Source organism: Kitasatospora sp. NPDC002227 (assembly GCF_040296285.1).
Classification (GTDB): domain Bacteria; phylum Actinomycetota; class Actinomycetes; order Streptomycetales; family Streptomycetaceae; genus Kitasatospora.
This window is the reverse complement of the sequence record NZ_JBEOWY010000004.1, coordinates 123,253-142,691: the sequence shown is the minus strand read 5'-3', so window position 1 is coordinate 142,691 and position 19,439 is coordinate 123,253. Positions and strand designations below refer to the sequence as shown.

Here is a 19,439-nt window from a genome sequence, read left to right as displayed (position 1 = left end):
CGACACCGCCGTCAGCCCGCGATGGTGGTGGCGGGCGGCGCCACCTGATCGGCGTCGAGGGTCCGCTCGACGGCCGGCTTGACCGCCCCGGCGCCGCCGCTCAGCCGGACCTGGAACATCGGCTGCAGCAGGGCGTGGTCGGCCGCCCGGACGGTCAGCCTGCCCTTCACGCCGTCGAAGCTCCAGCCCTCCAGCGACTTCACCAGCACATCGGTGTCGTCGGCGGAGCCGCCCGCGCCCTCCAGAGCGTGGACGATCATCTGGGCGGCGGTGAACCCGTCCGGGGTGAAGATGTCCGGCTTCGAACCGGCCTTGGTCACCGCATCGGACATCGCCTGCTCGACGGGGGTGCCCGCCGCACCCGCGAAGTAGTGGTTCAGGAAGGAGATCTTCTCGGCGGAGGGTCCGAAGAGCGGGTAGGAGGCGGCCAGATCGAGACCGGTCACCACCTTGGTCGCGGCGAACACGTCCTGCTGGCTGAGCGAGGTCCAGAGTGCGGCTGCGGTGTCGCCCGCCCAGGCGACGAACAGCAGGTCCGGCTTGGCCGACCTGGCCTGGGTCGCGAACGGGGTGAGGTCGGTGGCGCTCGGCGGTGCGAGTACCGCGTCCACGCTCGCGCCCTGGCCACCGAGCACGGCCTTGACGGCAGCCACGTTGGCCTGGCCGAAGGCGTTGTCCTGGGCGAGGACGGTGACCTTCTTGCCCTTGGCATCACCGACGAAGGAGGCGGCCGCCCGGATGTCCTGGTACGACTGGCGGCCGGAGCGGAATGTGTAGCGGTTCAGTCCGGTGATCTTGTCGGCGGCGGCCGGGCCACTGATGAAGAGCACCTTGTTCTGCGCCGCGATGGGGCCCACCTGCAGGGCCACGCCCGAAGCGGTCGAGCCCGCGAGGATGTGGAAGCCCTTGCCGATCAGGTCCTTCGCGCCGGACACCGCCTTGGCCGGGTCGCCCGAGTCGTCCTCCTCGGCGAGCTCGATCCGGTGCCCGTCCACCGCATCGGTTCCCTTCGTGGCGTAGTCGAGCCCCGCGCGGAACCCCTCGACGTACTGCTTGCCGTACGCCGCGAGCGGTCCGGTCTTCGAGTACAGCAGTCCCACCTTCACCGCGGCCTTCGCACCGTCAGCACCACCGCCCCCGCTCCCACCACCACCGTTCGCCGCCGAAGTCCCGGCCGTCCCGGCTTTAGCGCAGCCGACCACCAGCAGGGCACAGGCTGCCAGGACTGCCACCCGCCGAAGCGGCCGACGGGATGGCGCAGCGGAGAGACTGACGGAGGGTCGGGCGGCGGGCGAGGTCGCGGCCGAGCACGGCGGCATGGTCGATCGGGGCATGGCGGCAGGCTCCCAGGGGTGCGGTGTGCCGGGTGGATGCCGGAACCGTAGGTGCGGCTGCTCGGCCGGGACATGTGCCCGGGAGACGCAGCACCGCCCGGTCTTGTGTGAACGGCAGCCATATCGTCGGCTCGGCCTCGCCCCTGTGTGCGTACTGCCCATGGCGCAGGGCGGTCCCATGTCCGGGATCGCCATGGCACCGCACCGGATGGACCCGTGAGGGTGGTTCGGGCACTGGCCCATCCCCTGGCCCTCCCTCCCCTCCCTCCTCCCCTCTCCCTCCGATCCTCATGAGGTGCCCCTTGGACAAGGTTCTCGACTCCGCCGCCGCTGCCGTGGTGGACGTGCCCGACGGTGCGACGCTCGCCGTCGGCGGCTTCGGGCTGTGCGGCATACCGAGCAGTCTGATCGCCGCGCTGGCCGCCGGCGGCGCCACCGCGTTGCACGTGGTCTCCAACAACTGCGGCGTGGACGGCTGGGGGCTCGGCCTGCTGCTGCGGGCCGGGCGGATCGCCCGGATGACCTCTTCCTATGTCGGGGAGAACAAGGAGTTCGCCCGGCAGTACCTGGCCGGGGAGCTGGAGGTCGAGCTCACCCCGCAGGGCACCCTGGCTGAGCGGCTCCGGGCGGGCGGAGCCGGCGTCCCCGCCTTCTTCACGCCCGCCGGGGTCGGCACCCAGGTCGAGGAGGGCGGCCTGCCCTGGCGGTACGCCCCGGACGGTACGGTCCTGGTGGGGTCACCCGCCAAGGAGGTCCGGGAGTTCGGTGGCCGGCGGTACCTGCTGGAGGAGGCGATCACCGCCGACTACGCACTGGTCCGGGCCGCCGTCGCCGACCGGCACGGCAACTGCGTCTTCCACGCCACCGCACGGAACTTCAACCCGCTGTGCGCGGCGGCCGGCCGGATCACCGTGGTCGAGGCCGACCGGATCGTCGAGCCCGGCGAACTCGACCCGGACGCCGTCCACCTCCCCGGTATCCACGTCGACCGCGTGGTTCCCGCCGATCCGGCGGACCGCCGGATCGAGCGCCGCACAACCCGCTCCGCCCGCACAACGCACGCCACCCACGCCGCCCGCACCACCCCGACTCCCTCCTCCGCCACCCCGTCCACCCCGGCGGCCGACTTCCGCGCGCTCCTCGCCGCCCGCGCGGCGCGGGAACTGCGGAGCGGCGAGTACGTCAATCTCGGGATCGGCCTGCCTACCTTGATCCCCGACCACCTCCCGCCCGAGGTCGACGTCGTCCTGCATTCGGAGAACGGCATCCTGGGGGTCGGCCCGTATCCCGCCCCCGGTGGCGAGCATCCCGATCGGATCAATGCCGGAAAGGAGACGGTCACCGCCGCCGCCGGAGCCGCCTACTTCGATTCCGCTTTCTCCTTCGGGATGGTGCGTAGCGGGAGAATCGACGTCTCCGTCCTCGGCGCGATGGAGGTTTCGGCCACTGGGGATCTCGCCAACTGGATGGTCCCCGGAAAGACGGTCAAGGGAATGGGCGGCGCGATGGACCTGGTGCACGGCGCGGGCAGGCTCGTAGTGGTGATGGAGCACACCACTCGGGAGGGGGCGCCGAAAATCGTCCGGCAGCTGGCCCTTCCGGCCACCGGCAGGGCGGTGGTGAACAGGATCGTCACCGAGCTGGCGGTCATCGACGTCACCCCGGAGGGTCTCCGGCTGGTCGAGGTGGCCGAGGGCTACACCGCCGCAGACGTCCAGGCCCGCACCGAGCCGGAGCTGCTCCCAGCCGACCCCACTACCGAACCCACTACCGAACCCACTACCGAACCCACCGCCGAACCCACCGCCGAACCCACCGCCGAACCCACCGCCGAACGCACTACCGACCCCGCCACCGCACCCGCTAGCGGCCCCATCCACCGCCAGGCATATACAAGCTAATCGAACTAACACACCAGTCAATATCACTTATCAGTCGCGGCTCGCGCCGATTCCGCCACATCTTCACCCGTGGGCGGAGATCGTTTTCCAGATCGGTTGCGATCACCCAGTGGCTTCGGGAGAGTTGGTACCTCAGGGATCAATCAGGGGACAGTCGGCCAGGGGTCCATCGGCTGACAGGGCGAAGAGTTCGTCAGTATTTTCGAATTCGAGCATTCATCCAGCGATGTTCTGATCCGGGGTCTCGGCACATCCGGGGGGAAGTCCGAGACCGCCGGCTACGTCGCGCGCGCCCGCGGGGGCCTGTGACGCGCGCGAGCAAAACCGCACCGGGTCCGCCCAGCCGGACCGGTGCGGGCACACCGCCATGAGCCACGCCCTCTCCCCCGAATCGGAACGTACGCAGAGCCGGTCCGGGCCGCAAAGCCGAGGCCGGCGGGGGGAGTTGCAGACATGCCCAGGACGGACGTGTTCACGGGGACCGAGCACCGCCCCAACACCGGCGGCGGGACGATCCCGCGCCCGCGAATAGCCGACCCCGACCACACTGGGGGCAGCTCCGCAGTAACGGCCCGCCCGCACCCGACTCCCCCCGACCCCTCACCACCCGCCGACCCCGCACCTCCCACCGGGCCCACCGCCCAGCTCGCCGAACCCGCCCGACCCGCCGGACCCGCCGGACCCAATAAATCGCCCAAACCCGCCAACCCCGCCGAACCCACCTACGACTACGCCCGGTTCAGCCACCTCGCGGGCCCGCTCACCGAGCCCCCGGCCGCCCCGGCCGACTACCGCGTCCAGTACCGGAGCCTGCTCAGCACCGAGCCGCACCGCATCCGCGCCGCCCTGCTCATGGTCTTCGCCCCGCTGGTCGAGGGGGTGCTGCTGGTCTGGCTGCTCCAGCCCGGCCACTGGCCGGTCCGCCCCGGTGAGACGCACCCCTGGCTGCTGGTCGCCGACAAGGTGATGATCGGGATCGTCGCGCTGATCGAGCTGTTCCGGCTGGTCAACGTCGTCTCCAACACCCATGCCACGCTGGTCGCCCGCGATCCCGTCCCGGTCACCGCCGAGCGCGGCACCCGGGTCGCCTTCCTGACCACCTGCGTCCCCGGCAAGGAGCCACCGGAGATGGTCCGGGCCACCCTCGCCGCTGCCCTCGAGGTCCGGCACGACGGCCCGTACGACGTGTGGCTGCTCGACGAGGGCGACGACCCCGAAATGCGCGAGGTCTGCGCCGAGTTGGGCGTGCACCACTTCAGCCGCCGCGGCCGTGAGGAGTGGAACCAGCCGCGCGGGCGGTTCCGGGCGAAGACCAAGCACGGCAACTACAACAGCTGGCTGCAGGCCCACGGCTCCGACTACGACTACTGGGTCTCGGTGGACACCGACCACGTGCCGCTGCCCGACTTCTGCGAGCGGATGCTGGGCTACTTCCGCGACCCCGACGTCGCGTTCGTCGTCGGCCCGCAGGTGTACGGGAACTACGCCTCCTCCGCCTCGGCCGTCACCAAGTTCTCCGAGAGCCAGCAGTTCCTCTTCCACGCGCTCGTCCAGCGGGCCGGGAACCGCTACGGCGCGCCGATGTTCGTCGGCACCAACAACGCCGTCCGGATCAGCGCCCTGCAGGCCATCGGCGGGCTGTACGACTCGATCACCGAGGACATGGCCACCGGCCTGGAGTTCCACCGCAGCCGCAACCCGCGCACCGGCGCGCACTGGAAGTCGGTCTACACCCCGGACGTGCTGGCCGTCGGCGAGGGCCCGTCCTCCTGGACCGACTTCTTCTCGCAGCAACTCCGTTGGAGCCGCGGCACGTACGAGACGATCCTCACCCAGTACTGGAAGGCCGCCTGGCGGCTCTCCCCGGGCCGGGCGCTCAACTACTCGCTGATGATGTGCTTCTACCCGATGGCCGGCCTCACCTGGCTGCTCGGCGGCCTCTCCAGCGTGCTCTACCTCGGCTTCGGCGCCTCCGGGGTGCACGTCTCCTCACAGATCTGGATGATGCTCTACAGCGATGCCGCCGCCCTCCAGGTGCTGCTCTACACCTGGAACCGCAAGCACAACGTCAGCCCGCACGAGCCTGCGGGCTCCTCCGGGGTCGCCGGGATGGTGATGTCCGCGCTCTGCGGGCCGATCTACGCCGCCTCGTTGCTGCAGGCGCTGCTCCGGCGGCGCAGCCGATTCGTCGTGACGCCCAAGGGCGACTCCGCGAGCCCCGACCGGCTGCCCACCTTCCGGATCCACCTGCTCTGGACAGCGGTGTTCGGCGGCGCGCTCGGCGCCTCGTACCTGACTGGCAACGACCATGTGGCGATGCGTACTTGGGCCTGCATCGCGCTGCTGTTCAGCCTACTCCCGCTGGCCGTCCGCGCGGTTGACACCGTCCGGTCCCGCCGTCGGCACCACTGAGCCGCGGCCACCGATCGCGCAAGCCACCACCACCCGCGCCGCCACCACCGCGCCACCACCACCGCGCCACCACCACCGCGCCACCACCACCGCGCCACCACCACCGAACCGCCACCACCAAGCCGCCACCAACAAGAGCACGAGGGGGACGAACCACCATGAGGATCAAGCGCGCCAAACTCGGCGCCCCGGGCCGGACCAGGCGCTACGCGCTCGGCAGCACCGTTGCCGTGGTCGTGGCGAGCATGAACGCACCCGCCGTCCTCGGCTTCGCGGGCAGCCAGTACCACCGCTACGTCATCAACCAGCCTGGCTACAAAGCCGAGTTCGGGCACTGGCAGACCCTCACGCTGCCCACCGGGTTCCGGGTGAACGCGATCCACGCGACCCTGCTGCGCACCGGCAAGGTGCTGATCATCGCGGGCTCCGGCAACGACCAGCGCAGCTTCGACGCCAACACCTTCAAGAGCCTGCTGCTCGACCCGGTGAAGAACACCTACAAACTGATACCCACCCCCAAGGACATGTTCTGCGGCGGGCACACCTCGCTGCCGGACGGCAACGTGTTGGTCGCCGGGGGCACGCTGCGCTACGAACAGCTGGACGGCGCGGTCAAGAAGGCGGCCGGCACCATGCGGGTGCGCAACGAGAGCCCCGACGCCGCCCGCACCTTCCCCAAGGGCACCACCTTCACCTCCCCGGACGGCCGGGCGTACGTCTCCACCGCCGAGGTGACCGTCCCGGCCGCCACCAAGACGGTGGCACCGCCCACCACCCCGGGCGCCGCAGCCAAGGTGACCGTCACCGCCGGGGAGCAGCACGTGTTCGTCGAGGCGGTGGCCGAGGGCAAGCAGTACCTGAACGACCAATCCGCCCAGTACGCCGTCAAAGGGCTGAGCGGGGTGGACGCCCACAACCTCTACGGCATGGCCGACCGGATGTCGCTGGACAAGCAGGACTTCCAAGGCATCCGCAGCGCCTACGAGTTCAACCCCGACACCGAGAGCTACGAGCAGGTCGCCGACATGGCCTATGCCCGCTGGTACCCGACCCTCACCGGGCTCGGGAACGGCGACGTGGTCACCGTCTCCGGGCTGGACGACACCGGGCAGATCCTCACCGGCAACGACAACGAGGTCTACCACCCGGCCACCAAAACCTGGTCGAAGGCGCCGGACCGCTACTTCCCCACCTACCCCTCGCTCTTCCTCACAGCGGGCGGGAAGCTCTTCTACTCCGGCTCCAACGCGGGCTACGGCCCGGCCGACAAGGGCAGGACGCCGGGGCTCTGGAACCTCAAGGACAACAGCTTCCAGGCCGTCCAAGGCCTGCGCGACGCAGACCGGTTGGAGACCTCCTCCTCGGTGCTGCTGCCACCCGCGCAGGCGCAGAAGGTGATGGTGCTCGGCGGCGGCGGGGTCGGCGAGTCGCCCCTGTCGACGGCCCGGACGGCCGTGGCGGACCTGTCGGCGCCGCAGCCGGTCTTCACGCCGGGGCCGGACCTGCCCGCCGGGGGCACGCGCTACCTCAACAGTGTGATCCTCCCCGACGACACCGTGTTCACCACCGGCGGCTCGAGCGACTACCGGGGCAAGCACCGCAGCGACCTGCTCAAGGCGCAGACCTACCACCCGGACACCAACAGCTTCAGCACCGACGCCGAGCCCACGGTCGGGCGGGACTACCACTCCGAGGCGCTGCTGCTCCCGGACGGGCGGGTGATCGTGCTCGGCTCGAACCCGCTCTTCGCCGACAAGGCCGACACCGAACCGGCCTCCTTCGAGCAGCGGATCGAGATCTACAGCCCGGCCTACCTCTACCACGGCACCCGGCCCGCGATCACCGCCGCACCGGCCGCCGCCGGCCTCGGCAGCGCCATCACGGTGGCCACCTCGGACGCCTCGGCGATCGCCACGGCCAAGCTGATCCGGCCCAGTTCGGTCACCCACGCAACCGACGTCGAGCAGCGCTCGGTGGCCCTCACCGTCTCCGACCGCACCACCGGCGGCCTCACCCTGACCCTGCCGGACAACCCGAACCTGCTGCCGCCCGGCTGGTACATGCTCTACGTCACCGACCGCAACGGCACCCCCTCGGTGGCCAGTTGGCTCCAGGTCACGGCCTGAGCCGGAGGCCGCCGGACCCCCGGCCTAGACTTACCGCCTGCCGTCGAAGACAGGGGCGGACGAGGGGGAGACGTGTTCGGGATCATCAGGCCGTGCAGCCACCGGCTCACGGCGCAGCTCCACGCGGCCTGGCGGGCCCACCTGTGCGGGCTCTGCCTGGCGCTGCGCGACGGGCACGGCCAGCTGGCGCGGACCGCGACCAACTACGACGGGCTGGTCCTGTCGGTGCTGGTGGAGGCACAGGCCGACCGCCCGGCCCCCGGCGCCGGGCGGCGGCAGGCCGGACCGTGCCCGCTGCGGGCGATGCGCGGGGCCGAGGTGGCGAACGGCGAGGGGGCTCGGCTGGCGGCAGCCGTCTCGCTGACGCTGGCCTCGGTGAAGCTGCGCGACCACGTCGCGGACGGGGACGGTGCCTTCGCGCGGCGCCCGGTCGCGGTCGGGGCGGGCGCGGTCGCCGGCCGGTGGGCCCGGCAGAGTGCCGGCAGCGGGGCCGAGCTGGGCTTCGACACGGGCGTGCTGCTCGCGGCGGCGGCCCGGCAGGAGGAGCTGGAGCGGGCGGCCGGCCCGGGCAGCTCGCTGCTCGCGGTGACCGAGCCCACCGAGACGGCCACGGCCGCCGCCTTCGCGCACACCGCCGTCCTGGCCGGCCGCCCCGCCAACACCCCCGCCCTGCAGGAGACCGGCCGGCTCTTCGGGCGGCTCGCCCACCTGCTCGACGCCGTCGAGGACCAGGCCGCCGACTCCCGGACCGGCGCCTGGAACCCGCTCACCGCCACCGGGACGAGCCGCACCGAGGCCGAGCGGCTCTGCCGGGACGCCGTGCACGGCATCCAACTGGCGCTGCAGGAGGTCGAGTTCACCGACGGCGCACTCGCCCACCGGCTGCTCGCGCACGAGACCGCACGCGCGGTCGACCGCACGTTCAGAGCCGCCACCAGAGCCGCAGCCACCGCCGCAGCCACCGCCGGAGCCACCGCCGACAGCTCCCCGGCAGCTGCCGGAGGACCGGTGGACGGAGGACCGCTCGACGCGACGCCGGGAGACCCGGCCGGCTTCCTCACCGGGGAGCGCCCGCAGAAGCAGAAGCAGAAACAGGGCGGCAGCTGGTGCGACTCGGGCTGCGACCCGTCCGGCTGCTGCGACTGCTGCTGCGACAACCACCACGGCGGAGCCGGGGGCGGCGGCGGTTGTGACGGCTGCGACGGGTGCTGCGACGGGTGTGACGGCTGCTGCGACGGCTGTGACTGCTGCTGCCCCTGCGACGGCTGCAACTGACTCTCGCCGCCGTGGAGTTCAGCGACCGGCCGAGGCCAGCCCCACTGCGTACGGCAGCCAGAACTGTCCGGCCGGCGGTTCGCCGCGGCCGCAGTCGCCGTCCGACTCACCCGGGTTCTTGATCCAGAGGTAGGCGTCCACCCCGGCCCGGCCGGTGGCCGTGGTGGGCGGTTCGCCGAGGGCGCGGCCGGGCGGGTTGCACCAGTCCCGGTCACTCAGCGGTCCGTTGCCGTTGCGGCTGGTGTCGATGACGAAGTGACTGCCGCCGAGGGCCGCCGAGAGCTTCGCCCCGAACTCCGAACTCTGCTCGGTGGTGTAGAAGTTGGAGACGTTGACGGCGAAGCCGTCGGCCTGCCCGACCCCGGCACTGCGCAGCGCCTCGGCGAGCTGGCCCGGGTCCTTGACCCACCCCGCGTTGCCCGCGTCCACGTACACCCGCACCTTGGGGTGCTTCTTCAGCACACCGACGGCGTAACTGAGCAGCGCGTACCGTTCGGTGGCCTCCGCCGCCGGGACGGCGCAGCTGTCCAGGGTGTGCGCGACGGCGTCCGGCTCCAGGACGATCCAGGCGGCCCGGTCGGCCAGCGCGGCGGACAGGCCGTCGATCCAGGCCCGGTAGGCCGGGGCGTCGGCGGCGCCGCCCGCCGAGAACTGGCCGCAGTCGCGGTGCGGGATGTCGTAGGCGACCAGCAGCGCGGTGCGGCCGGCCGCCTCCGCCCGGATGGTCAGGTCCTCCGCCTTGGCGCGGGCGTCCGAGCCCGCCAGCCAGAGGGCGGACGGCTGCCGGGCGATCCGGCCCAGCGCCGCCAGGTCCGCGGCCGGCCCCGACCCCGCTGCCGACCCCGGACCAGACCCCGAAGCCGACCGGGTGGCCAACTCCTTCGCGGCGGAGGACTGATCGGAGACGTAGAACAGCTGCCCGGCGGGCTGGGTGACCGCGGCGGGCGCCGGCCGGGACGGCGGCGGGGCGGCCGCCGGGGCGCTGGTGCACCCCGCTGCCACGCCCACCACCAGCCCCGCCAACCCGGCCCATGCCACGCCTCGCCGCCACCGGCGCACGGAATCGCCCTCCCCAGGAACCCCAGTCACGTTGGGCACCCAGCTTCGCACAGCGGGTGTCGAACGCGATGGCGGTTCCGGCGGAGCGAAAGACCTCAGGCGGACTTCACGTCCGGCACGCGCCAGTCGATCGGCTCGCCGCCGAAGCCCTCCAGGGCCGCGTTGATCTGCGAGAAGGGGCGGCTGCCGAAGAACAGCCGGGCGGAGAGCGGCGAGGGGTGCGCACCCTCGACCACCACGTGCCGGGTGGTGTCGATCAGCGGGAGCTTCTTCTTCGCGTAGTTGCCCCAGAGCACGAAGACGCAGGGCTCCTCGCGGTCGCTGACCGCCTTGATCACCGCATCGGTGAACTTCTCCCAGCCCTTGCCCTTGTGCGAGTTCGCCTCATGGGCCCGCACGGTGAGCACCGCGTTGAGCAGCAGCACGCCCTGCTCGGCCCAGTGCATCAGGTAGCCGTTGTCCGGCGCGGGCACGCCGAGGTCGGCGTCCAGCTCCTTGAAGATGTTCCGCAGCGACGGCGGGATCTTGATCCCCGGCTGCACGGAGAAGCTCATGCCGTGCGCCTGGTTGTCGTCGTGGTACGGGTCCTGCCCGAGGACCAGGACGCGGACGCGCTCGTACGGCGTGGCCGCCAGCGCGGCGAACTCCTGGCCGCTCGGCGGGAAGACCTGGTGCTCGGCCCGCTGCTCCGCGACGAACTCGGTCAGCTTCGCGAAGTACGGCTTCTCCAACTCCCCGGCCAGCGCCGCCCGCCAGGACTCGGGCACCTCGAACTCGGTACCCGTCTCGGCGCCCACGGCCACCTCTGCCAGCTCGCTCACGACCCCACTGCCTTTCCGATGCTTCTCAACCGCCCCCGACCAACATCCCGAACGCTACACAGCGGCACCGACAGCGCCCCAATCGCGCCGCAGGTCGCCTTACGCGATCGCCGCCTCGTCCAGCCGCCGGGCCCGGCCCACCCGGTGGTACTCGACCAGGTTGAGCACCCCGAGCACGCCCGCCAGCGCCACCAGCGCCCCGAGGGCGGGCAGCCGCACCATCAGCGGCAGCAGCACCAGCACGGCGGCCGCGGCGACCAGCCTGGTCGGCGAGACCATCCTGAACATCATCCAGCGGGTGTAGCTGAAGGCCAGCAGGTAGAGCGCGCACCCGCCGTAGAGCAGCCCGAGCGGTCCGGCCGCCAGGGCATCGTCCGGCTTGGCCACCGTCTCGCCGAAGCCCACCGCGACCGCGATCACCCCGGCGATCAGCACGAAGTGGCCGTAGCTGAACACCCGGCGGATGACGTCGCGCTGGGATTCGGCGGTCTCCAGCGAGTGCCGCATCGCGTCCGCCGCGTAGTTGAAGTAGAGCCACCAGAGTTCGCAGCTGATGACGAACGCCGTGGCCACCGAGACGAGTTCGGCCGCCCCGAGGTGAGTGGCGGCGACCGGGGCACCGATCCCGACGATCGACTCGCCGAGCGCGATCAGCAGGAAGAGCCCGAACCGCTCGGGCAGGTGGGCCGGGTGGTAGCTGACCTTGGCGAGCAGCCGCCGGAACAGCACCGGTGCGGAGAGGTCGCAGAGCGCGGCCACCGACCAGACCGCCGTCCGGGCCCAGCCGCCCATCAGCTGGGCATCCAGCAGCCCGCCGGCCAGCAGCAGCGGCCCGCTGATCAGCGCGCCGACCCCGTACGGCCCGAACCACACCCGCCGGACGCGACCCCGCCCGGTCGCGATCAGGCCGAGCAGCACCAGCCGGGCACCCCAGTACGCCGCCCCGAAGAGCACGCCGCGAGCGCCGTCGACCCCCGGGACGGCCAGAGCCATGAACAGTCCGCCGAGGCCGACCGTGAAGATTCCCAGCCTGTCCCGTGGGTTGTCCACGTCCCGGATGTTGGCCTGCACCGTGGTGCCGACCCAGCACCAGTAGACCGGCACGAACACCACGGCGGCCCGGGCGAGTTCGCCCCAGCCGTGCCGGTGGTGCAGCAGCCCCGACACCTGCGTCACCGCGAACACGAACACCAGGTCGAAGTACAACTCCGCCCAGGTGACCCGCTTCTCCTCCAAAGCTCTCCCCCCAAAGGCACGGCAACTCCCCATCCACCGCACGTGGATGGGGAGTTGACGAAGAAACGGATCAGACCATCTCGATCAGGTCGGCGACGGACTTGACCACCCGGGTCGGCCGGTACGGGAACCGCTCGACGTCACCGGCGTCGGTGAGGCCGGTGAGCACCAGGATGGTCTCCATGCCGGCCTCCATGCCGGCCACGATGTCGGTGTCCATCCGGTCGCCGATCATCACGGCGCTCTCCGAGTGGGCCCCGGCCGTGTTGAGCGCCTCGCGCATCATCAGCGGGTTCGGCTTGCCGACGAAGTACGGCTCGACGCCGGTCGCCTTGGTGATGAGCGCCGCGACCGAACCGGTGGCCGGGAGCACGCCCTCGGTGGACGGGCCGGTCTCGTCCGGGTTGGTGCAGATGAAGCGGGCGCCCGCGTTGATCAGGCGGATCGCCTTGGTCAGCGCCTCGAAGCTGTAGGTGCGGGTCTCGCCGAGCACCACGTAGTCCGGGGCGTTGTCGGTCAGCACGTACCCGGCCTGGTAGAGCGCGGTGGTCAGGCCGGCCTCGCCGATCACGTACGCGGTGCCGCCCGGGCGCTGGCCCTTGAGGAACTTCGCGGTGGCCAGGGCCGAGGTCCAGATGCACTCCTCCGGCACCTCGAGACCCATCCCGGACAGGCGGGCGCTCAGGTCACGCGGGGTGTAGATCGAGTTGTTGGTGAGCACCAGGAACGGCTTCCCGGACTCGCGCAGGCGCGCGATGAACTCCTTCGCGCCGGGGATCGGCGTGCCCTCGTGGATGAGGACACCGTCCATGTCGGTCAGCCAGGACTCGATGGGCTTGCGGTCTGCCACGTGCGTGTCTCCCGAAATCGTGCGGGTGGTCGTACTGGATGTGCGTGCCCCACCGCCGGGCACACCCCGGCCGGCGGGGTCCTGCTCGGCTGCCCCAACGCCCTCAGCCTAATCCGCACGCCTGCCCGAGGGGAGTTCCGCCCGCCCACCGGACGGGCCCACGTCAGCCGGCCCCTCTCCTCAACGGCACCTTAAGCCGCTCCTAACCGGCTCTGATCTGCGCTCAACTCCCGTGCGGCGCAGGGCTAGCGTCCTCGCCAGGCAAACCCTCGAACCTCCCAGGAGCCCCGCCATGCCCGCCTTGTACCGCCGTACCGGCGCCCTCGCCCTCGCCGCCCTCGCGACCGCGCTCGGCAGCGCCACCACAGCCGAGGCGCACGGTTCGATGCAGAATCCGCTCAGCCGTCTGGAGGGCTGCTACCTCGAGGGGCCCGAGCACCCCGTCTCGGCCGCCTGCCGGGCGGCCGTGGCGGCGGCGGGCACGGCGCCGTTCTACGACTGGATGAGCCTGCGGATCGGCGACGCCGACGGGCGCAGCCGGCAGCTGATCCCGGACGGGAAGCTGTGCAGCGCCGGGCAGGACGCCTACCGGGGGCTCGACCTGCCGCGCGCCGACTGGCCGGCCACCAACCTGCCCTCGGGCGCCGACTACACCTTCCGGTTCCGCGCCACCGCCCCGCACAAGGGCACCTTCCGGCTGTACCTGACCAACTCGAGCTACTCCCCCACCAAGCCGCTGACCTGGGCGAACCTGGACGCCACCCCCTTCCTCACCGTCACCGACCCGCAGCTGGGCGAAGGCCAGTACCTGCTGCCCGGCCACCTCCCGGCGGGCCGGACCGGGCGGCAGCTGCTGTACGTGATCTGGCAGCGCTCGGACAGCCCGGAGGCGTTCTACTCCTGCTCCGACGTGGTCTTCGACGGCTCCGGCCGCACCGGCGACGCCGCCCCCGTCCCCAGCACCCCGCCCACCATGGACCACAGCCACCCCGCCACCGCGGCCACGACCACGACCACGACCACGACCGCGACCGCGACCGCGACCGCCCAGAGCACCCCGGCCCACGCCGCCGTCCCCGCCGTCCCCGCCGCGGCGACCACCACCTCGGCCGCCCCGGCCGCCGGCCTCGCCCAGACCGGAGGCGGCCGCGCCACCGCCCTGCTCGCCGCCGTCGGCACCGCCTTCCTGCTCGCGGGCGCCGCCGTCGCCGTCCTGCACCGCAGGCGCCGCGGGGCCCACGCGCGCTGAACCCCGGCCGCCGGCCCGGGGCGTGATTGAGTGAAGCCATGAGCACCGAGCCCCGCACCCCGTTCCGCGTCGGCCTGGTCGGCTACGGCCTGGCCGGGTCCGCGTTCCACGCCCCGCTGATCGCCACCACCCCCGGGCTGCGGCTGGACGCGGTGGTCACCGCCGACCCCGACCGTCGCGCCCGGCTGAGCACCGAGCACCCGCGCGCGACGGCGCTCGACACCCCCGGCGACCTGTTCGCCCGGGCGGGCGAGCTCGACCTGGTGGTGATCGCCTCCCCCAACCGCACCCACGTGCCGCTGGCCCGCGCGGCGCTGGAGGCCGGGCTGGCCGTGGTGGTGGACAAGCCGCTGGCCGCCACCTCGGCCGAGGCCGCCGAGCTCTGCGACCTGGCGCAGCGCAGCGGCCGGCTGCTCTCGGTCTTCCAGAACCGCCGCTGGGACGGCGACTTCCTGACCGCCCGGCGGCTGGTCGAGGAGGGGGCGCTCGGCCGGGTGCACCGGTTCGAGTCCCGCTTCGAGCGGTTCCGCCCCAAGCCGAAGGCCGGCTGGCGTGAGCTGGCCGACCCGGCGGAGGTCGGCGGCACGCTGTACGACCTCGGCAGCCACCTGGTCGACCAGGCGCTCGCCCTGTTCGGCCCGGCCGACTCGGTGTACGCGGAGATCGACGTCCGCCGCGACGGCGCGGTGGTGGACGACGACGCCTTCCTCGCCCTCACCCACGCCTCGGGGGTGCGCTCGCACCTGTGGACCAGCGCGCTCAGCCCGCTCGGCGGGCCCCGGCTGAGGGTGCTCGGGGACGCCGCCGGGTACGTGAAGTCCGGCATGGACCCGCAGGAGGCCGACCTGCGCAGCGGCCGCCGCCCCGGCGACGGCACCCCGTGGGGCACCGAGGACCCGTCCGCCTACGGCACCCTCGGCACCGACGAGGACGCCGCCCCCACCCCGACCGACCCCGGCGACTACCCCGCCTACTACGCCGGCATCGCCGCCTCCCTCGCCACCGGCACCCCGCCGCCGGTCGACCCCCGCGACGCCGTCGCGACCCTGGCCGTCCTGGAGGCCGCCCGCGTCTCGGCCGCCACGGGCACGGTCGTGCAGCTGCCGGTCCGGCCCTGACCCGAGAGCGATCGGGGCGAGTGCTCCCGGACGGGGGGCGGCTGTGCTTACACTTCGTCCGTACGTGCTCGCCCCGTCCGGAGAGGAGGCCCCGGGATGACGGTCGTCGCCATGCTGCTCGGGCTGCTCCGGGTGCTGACGGGTGATCTGCTGGTCAGCCCGGCCGGGCTGACCGCGGTGGCCGCGGCGGCCGCGCTGGTGCTGGTGGCCGGTGTGGCCGCCTCGGTGCTGGCCACCGGTCGGGCGCTCGGGGCGCGGGCCCCCGCCTACGTCCGCAGCGGCACGATCCGCAGGCACGCCTTCCGGACGGCCTTCCTGCCGCAGCGCGACCCCGACGCCCGCGGGCGTCGCCGTCCCAGGGCCCCCGGCGCGGCCCTGGCGGCCGCGTAGCCTCGCGCAAGCAGCGTCGTACCGACCTCTCGCGGGCCAAACCCACTGCTCACATCTGCCATGAAGTGCCATGAAGCGCACCCTCGTGCCTACCAATGCACCGGTACGCCATGAGAAGCACCGTCGTGCCAGGAAAGGCACCGTCGTGCGATGAAACGGCACCGGTGTGCCAGCAGCAGTGCCTCTCGGCCGCCCTCCGCCAATCACCCGCACCTGAGACCCCGGAGGGCTCACCCCATGTCCGTCTTCGCCGTGCTCGACCCCGCCGTCCGCCTCGCCCACGACGCCGTCACCGGCCTCGCCCAGGTGGTACCGACCGCCCTGGCGATCGTCCTGTTCACCGTCTGCGTCCGGCTGGCCCTGCACCCGCTCGCCCGCGCCGCCGCCCGCGCCGAGAAGGCCCGGCAGCGCCTGGCACCCAAGGTCAGCGCCCTGCAGCAGAAGCACAGGAAGGACCCCGAGAAGCTCCGCCAGGCCCTCGCCGAGCTCTACCGCACCGAGCAGTCCTCGCCCGTCGCGGGCTGCCTGCCGATGCTGCTCCAGCTGCCGTTCTTCTCGGTGATGTACCGCCTCTTCACCACGACGAGCGGCACCACCACCGGCACCACCACCGGCACCACCACCGGCAGCACCGGCGACCTGCTCGGCCACACCCTCCTCGGCACCCCGCTCGGCCTGCACGTGGGCGCCGCGCACACCCCCGCCCAGGTGCTGGTCTTCGCCGCCCTGTACGCGGCCCTGGCCGGCCTCGGCTACCTGAACTTCCGCCGGGCCCGCCGCGCCGCCGCCGAGGCGACGACCCCCGCCCCGGGCGCCGGGGTCATGCCGTACCTGTCCTTCGGCACGGTCCTGTTCGCCGCGCTCGTCCCGCTCGCCGCGGGCCTCTACCTGCTCACCACCACGGCCTGGTCGGCCGCCGAGCGGGCCTGGCTGCACCGTGACGCCAAGCCCGCTCCGGCCTTCACCAAGGCCGCCTAGGACGGCCCCGGAACGGGCTCAACGGCCCGTCGGCCAGGCCGCCAGATAGCTGTCGATCTCGCCGGCCAGCCGGGCCTTGCCGGGAGCGTCGAGGAAGGAGGCCTCCACCGCGTTCCGGGCCAGGGCCGCGACACCCGACTCGTCGAGGCCGAGCAGCCCCGCGGCCACCGCGTACTCGGTGTTGAGGTCGGTGCCGAACATCGGCGGGTCGTCGCTGTTGATGGTGACGACCAGCCCGGCGTCGACCATCTGCCGGATCGGGTGCTCCTCGATCCGCTCGACCACCCGGGTGGCCAGGTTGGAGGTCGGGCAGACCTCCAGCGGGATGCGGTGCTCGCCCAGGTGGTCGACCAGGGCCGGGTCCTTGACGGACTGGGTGCCGTGGCCGATCCGCTCGGCGCCGAGCAGCCGCAGCGCGTCCCAGACGGTCTCGGGGCCGGTCGACTCACCGGCGTGCGGCACGCTGTGCAGGCCGGCCGCCCGGGCCCGGTCGAAGTACGGCTTGAACTGCGGGCGCGGTACGCCGATCTCGGGGCCGCCGAGGCCGAAGCTCACCAGGCCCTCGGGCGCGAGGTCGACGGCGAGGCGGGCGGTCTCCTCGGCGGCGGCGAGCCCCGCCTCGCCGGGGATGTCGAAGCACCAGCGCAGCACCACGCCGAGCTCCTTCTCGGCGGCGACCCGGGCGTCCTCGATCGCCTCCATGAAGGCGACGTCCGGGATGCCGCGGCTCACCGAGGAGTACGGGGTGATGGTCAGCTCGGCGTAGCGGATCTGCTGACGGGCCATGTCCTCGGCCACGCCGTAGGTGAGCGAGCGGACGTCCTCGGCGTCGCGGATCAGGTCCACCACGCTCAGGTAGACCTCGATGAAGTGCGCGAAGTCGGTGAAGGTGAAGTACTCGGCGAGCGCCGCCGGGTCGGCGGGCACCTTCGTCCGGCCCTCGTGCCGCGCGGCCAGTTCGGCCACCACGCGCGGCGAGGCGGAGCCCACGTGGTGCACGTGCAGCTCGGCCTTGGGCATCCCCGCGATGAACGCCTCGATCCCCCGCGCACCCGATACCGAACCAGTCACCAGACCAGACACCCCAGCACTCCTTCGTAGCTCCGGACACACCCGAGGCATCATGCCACGGCCGGTAACCGCACCGGTCTACGCGCGTGCACCGCCACCCGGGAGCTCACCCGCCCAGCGCCACCGCCACGGTGTGGATGAGCAGCCCGGCCAGCGCGCCGACCACCGTGCCGTTGATCCGGATGAACTGCAGGTCCCGCCCGACGTTGGCCTCGATCTTGCGCGAGGCGTCGTCCGCGTCCCACCCGGCGACGGTGTCGGAGATCAGCGCGGTGATCTCCGAGCGGTAGGTCTCCACCACGTACTGGGCGGCGTCCTGCAGCCAGCCGTCCGTCTTGGCCTGCAGCTTGGGGTCGGTGGCCAGGCGCTGCCCGAAGGTGCGCAGCCCGTCCCGGATGCGGCGGCGCAGCTCGCTCTGCTCGTCCTCGGCGGCGGTCACCACCAGGGTCCGGACGGCGGACCAGGAGGAGGCGATCAGCTCCTGCACCTCGGTGCGCTCGAGCAGGTCGTTCTTGGCGCGTTCGACCCGGGCGATGGTGGCCGGGTCCTGCTGGAGCTCGGTGGCGAAGTCGGCGAGGAACTTGTCGACGGCGCCCCGGGCGGCGTGCTGCGGGTCGTCCCGGATGTCGGTGACGAAGCGCAGCAGCTCCTTGTAGACCCGCTCGCCGACCTGGTGGTCGATGAAGCGCGGGGTCCAGCCGGGGGTCTTCTGGGTGACCCGGCGCACCACGTCCTCGTGGTTGGTCTCCAGCCAGTCGTGGGCCCGGACGGTCACCAGGTCGACCACGCCCCGGTGGCCGCCGTCGGCGACCACCTTGCCGAGCAGCCGCCCGGCCGGCTCGGCCACCGAGGTGGCGGCGGCCCGGCGGGTGACGGCCTCGCCGACCACGGCCTGGACGTCCTCGTCCCGCAGTACGGCGAGCACCCCGCGCAGCGCGGCCGCGGCCTCGGTGGTGACCCGCTCGGCGCTGCCGGGGCTCGCCAGCCACTCACCGAGCCGGCGGGCGATGCCGATCCGGGCCAGCCGCTCCCGGACGACGGTGGCGGAGAGGAAGTTGTCGCCGACGAAGTCGCCCAGCGAGCGGCCGAAGGCGTCCTTCTTGGTCGGGATGATCGCGGTGTGCGGGATCGGCAGGCCGAACGGGCGGCGGAACAGCGCGGTGACGGCGAACCAGTCGGCCAGCGCACCCACCATGCCCGCCTCGGCGGCGGCCGCCAGGTACCCGGCCCAGGCGCCGGCCCCGGCCGCCTTGGCCCAGGTGGCCAGCGCGAACACCAGCGTGGCGAAGGCCAGCAGCCCGGTGGCGATCCGCTTCATCCGCCGGACGCCCTTGGTCTTCTCCGCATCCGCCGCCGTGAAGCTGACCCCGGCTCCGGGCAGGCCCGTCCCCCCGGACGCACTGCGCCGGGCCCCCAGCGCAGAAGCCCCGACCTGCGGCCCGATCTTCCTATCGACAGTCACTCCGACAGTCTGCCCCGCGCGAGTGTCGGAACGGCGTCAGCCTTGAGAGCTACACCCTTCGAGTCACTCCGCGCCCCGAACGCCCGTACGGCAGCGGGACGCCGTCCGCGCCGCCCGCGTGACAGGTTTTCCCCCGTAGCCGACCAGCACCCCGAGG

Annotated in this window: 15 protein-coding genes and 1 pseudogene; 9 read left to right on the top strand and 7 right to left on the bottom strand. The window is 72.6% G+C overall.

The window, feature by feature from the left end; all coding sequences use genetic code 11:
* Positions 1-11 precede the first annotated feature (11 nt).
* Positions 12-1,319, bottom strand: a complete 1,308-nt coding sequence (locus tag ABT095_RS05595) for a substrate-binding domain-containing protein (protein WP_502884825.1) — start codon at positions 1,317-1,319, stop codon at positions 12-14.
* A gap of 317 nt (positions 1,320-1,636) precedes the next feature.
* On the opposite strand from ABT095_RS05595, the pseudogene ABT095_RS05590 reads away from it, so the two are divergent.
* The 5 genes and pseudogenes from ABT095_RS05590 to ABT095_RS05570 all read left to right on the top strand — a co-directional run.
* Positions 1,637-2,380, top strand: a pseudogene (locus tag ABT095_RS05590) (CoA transferase subunit A); the annotation flags it as partial.
* A complete protein-coding gene (locus ABT095_RS05585) occupies positions 2,357-3,235 on the top strand; it encodes a 3-oxoacid CoA-transferase subunit B (RefSeq protein WP_350528065.1) in 879 nt (292 codons plus the stop codon). The pseudogene ABT095_RS05590 and the gene ABT095_RS05585, both read left to right, overlap by 24 nt.
* 453 nt (positions 3,236-3,688) lie before the next feature.
* Positions 3,689-5,647, top strand: coding sequence for a glycosyltransferase family 2 protein (locus tag ABT095_RS05580; RefSeq protein ID WP_350527977.1), 1,959 nt, complete (start codon positions 3,689-3,691; stop codon positions 5,645-5,647).
* Between the two features lie 158 nt (positions 5,648-5,805).
* Positions 5,806-7,773, top strand: coding sequence for a radical copper oxidase GlxA (glxA, locus tag ABT095_RS05575; protein WP_502884821.1), 1,968 nt, complete (start codon positions 5,806-5,808; stop codon positions 7,771-7,773).
* A 72-nt stretch (positions 7,774-7,845) separates the two neighbouring features.
* Complete coding sequence (locus tag ABT095_RS05570; protein WP_350527976.1) at positions 7,846-9,048, top strand: DUF5685 family protein; 1,203 nt, start codon at positions 7,846-7,848, stop codon at positions 9,046-9,048.
* An 18-nt stretch (positions 9,049-9,066) separates the two neighbouring features.
* Here the strand turns inward: ABT095_RS05570 and ABT095_RS05565 are convergent, their stop codons facing one another.
* From ABT095_RS05565 to ABT095_RS05550, 4 genes are all read right to left on the bottom strand, one after another.
* On the bottom strand, positions 9,067-10,086 hold the full coding sequence (locus tag ABT095_RS05565) for a glycoside hydrolase family 6 protein (protein WP_350527975.1): 1,020 nt from the start codon (positions 10,084-10,086) through the stop codon (positions 9,067-9,069).
* A gap of 116 nt (positions 10,087-10,202) precedes the next feature.
* Positions 10,203-10,928 (bottom strand): uracil-DNA glycosylase, encoded by a 726-nt coding sequence (locus tag ABT095_RS05560; protein ID WP_350527974.1) that lies wholly within the window; start codon positions 10,926-10,928, stop codon positions 10,203-10,205.
* Between the two features lie 99 nt (positions 10,929-11,027).
* Positions 11,028-12,164 (bottom strand): low temperature requirement protein A, encoded by a 1,137-nt coding sequence (locus ABT095_RS05555; RefSeq protein ID WP_350527973.1) that lies wholly within the window; start codon positions 12,162-12,164, stop codon positions 11,028-11,030.
* Between the two features lie 70 nt (positions 12,165-12,234).
* Positions 12,235-13,014 carry an HAD-IIA family hydrolase gene (locus tag ABT095_RS05550; RefSeq protein ID WP_350527972.1) on the bottom strand — a complete coding sequence of 260 codons (780 nt, stop codon included), beginning with the start codon at positions 13,012-13,014 and terminating at the stop codon, positions 12,235-12,237.
* Positions 13,015-13,306: 292 nt separating this feature from the next.
* Here ABT095_RS05550 and ABT095_RS05545 point away from each other — a divergent pair, with 292 nt between their 5' ends.
* The 4 genes from ABT095_RS05545 to ABT095_RS05530 all read left to right on the top strand — a co-directional run bounded on the left by ABT095_RS05545 (position 13,307) and on the right by ABT095_RS05530 (position 16,749).
* Entirely contained in the window at positions 13,307-14,263 is a 957-nt protein-coding gene (locus ABT095_RS05545) for a lytic polysaccharide monooxygenase auxiliary activity family 9 protein (RefSeq protein WP_350527971.1), read from the top strand.
* A 38-nt stretch (positions 14,264-14,301) separates the two neighbouring features.
* Positions 14,302-15,381: a Gfo/Idh/MocA family oxidoreductase gene (locus tag ABT095_RS05540; RefSeq protein ID WP_350527970.1), complete on the top strand. Its 1,080-nt coding sequence runs from the start codon at positions 14,302-14,304 to the stop codon at positions 15,379-15,381.
* 96 nt (positions 15,382-15,477) lie between these two features.
* On the top strand, positions 15,478-15,771 hold the full coding sequence (locus tag ABT095_RS05535; protein ID WP_350527969.1) for a DUF6412 domain-containing protein: 294 nt from the start codon (positions 15,478-15,480) through the stop codon (positions 15,769-15,771).
* 237 nt (positions 15,772-16,008) lie between these two features.
* Positions 16,009-16,749 carry a YidC/Oxa1 family membrane protein insertase gene (locus ABT095_RS05530; RefSeq protein ID WP_350527968.1) on the top strand — a complete coding sequence of 247 codons (741 nt, stop codon included), beginning with the start codon at positions 16,009-16,011 and terminating at the stop codon, positions 16,747-16,749.
* An 18-nt stretch (positions 16,750-16,767) separates the two neighbouring features.
* Here the strand turns inward: ABT095_RS05530 and ABT095_RS05525 are convergent, their stop codons facing one another.
* Positions 16,768-17,820: an adenosine deaminase gene (locus ABT095_RS05525; RefSeq protein ID WP_350527967.1), complete on the bottom strand. Its 1,053-nt coding sequence runs from the start codon at positions 17,818-17,820 to the stop codon at positions 16,768-16,770.
* 106 nt (positions 17,821-17,926) lie between these two features.
* A complete protein-coding gene (locus tag ABT095_RS05520; RefSeq protein ID WP_502884820.1) occupies positions 17,927-19,282 on the bottom strand; it encodes a DUF445 domain-containing protein in 1,356 nt (451 codons plus the stop codon).
* Between the last annotated feature and the right edge of the window lie 157 nt (positions 19,283-19,439).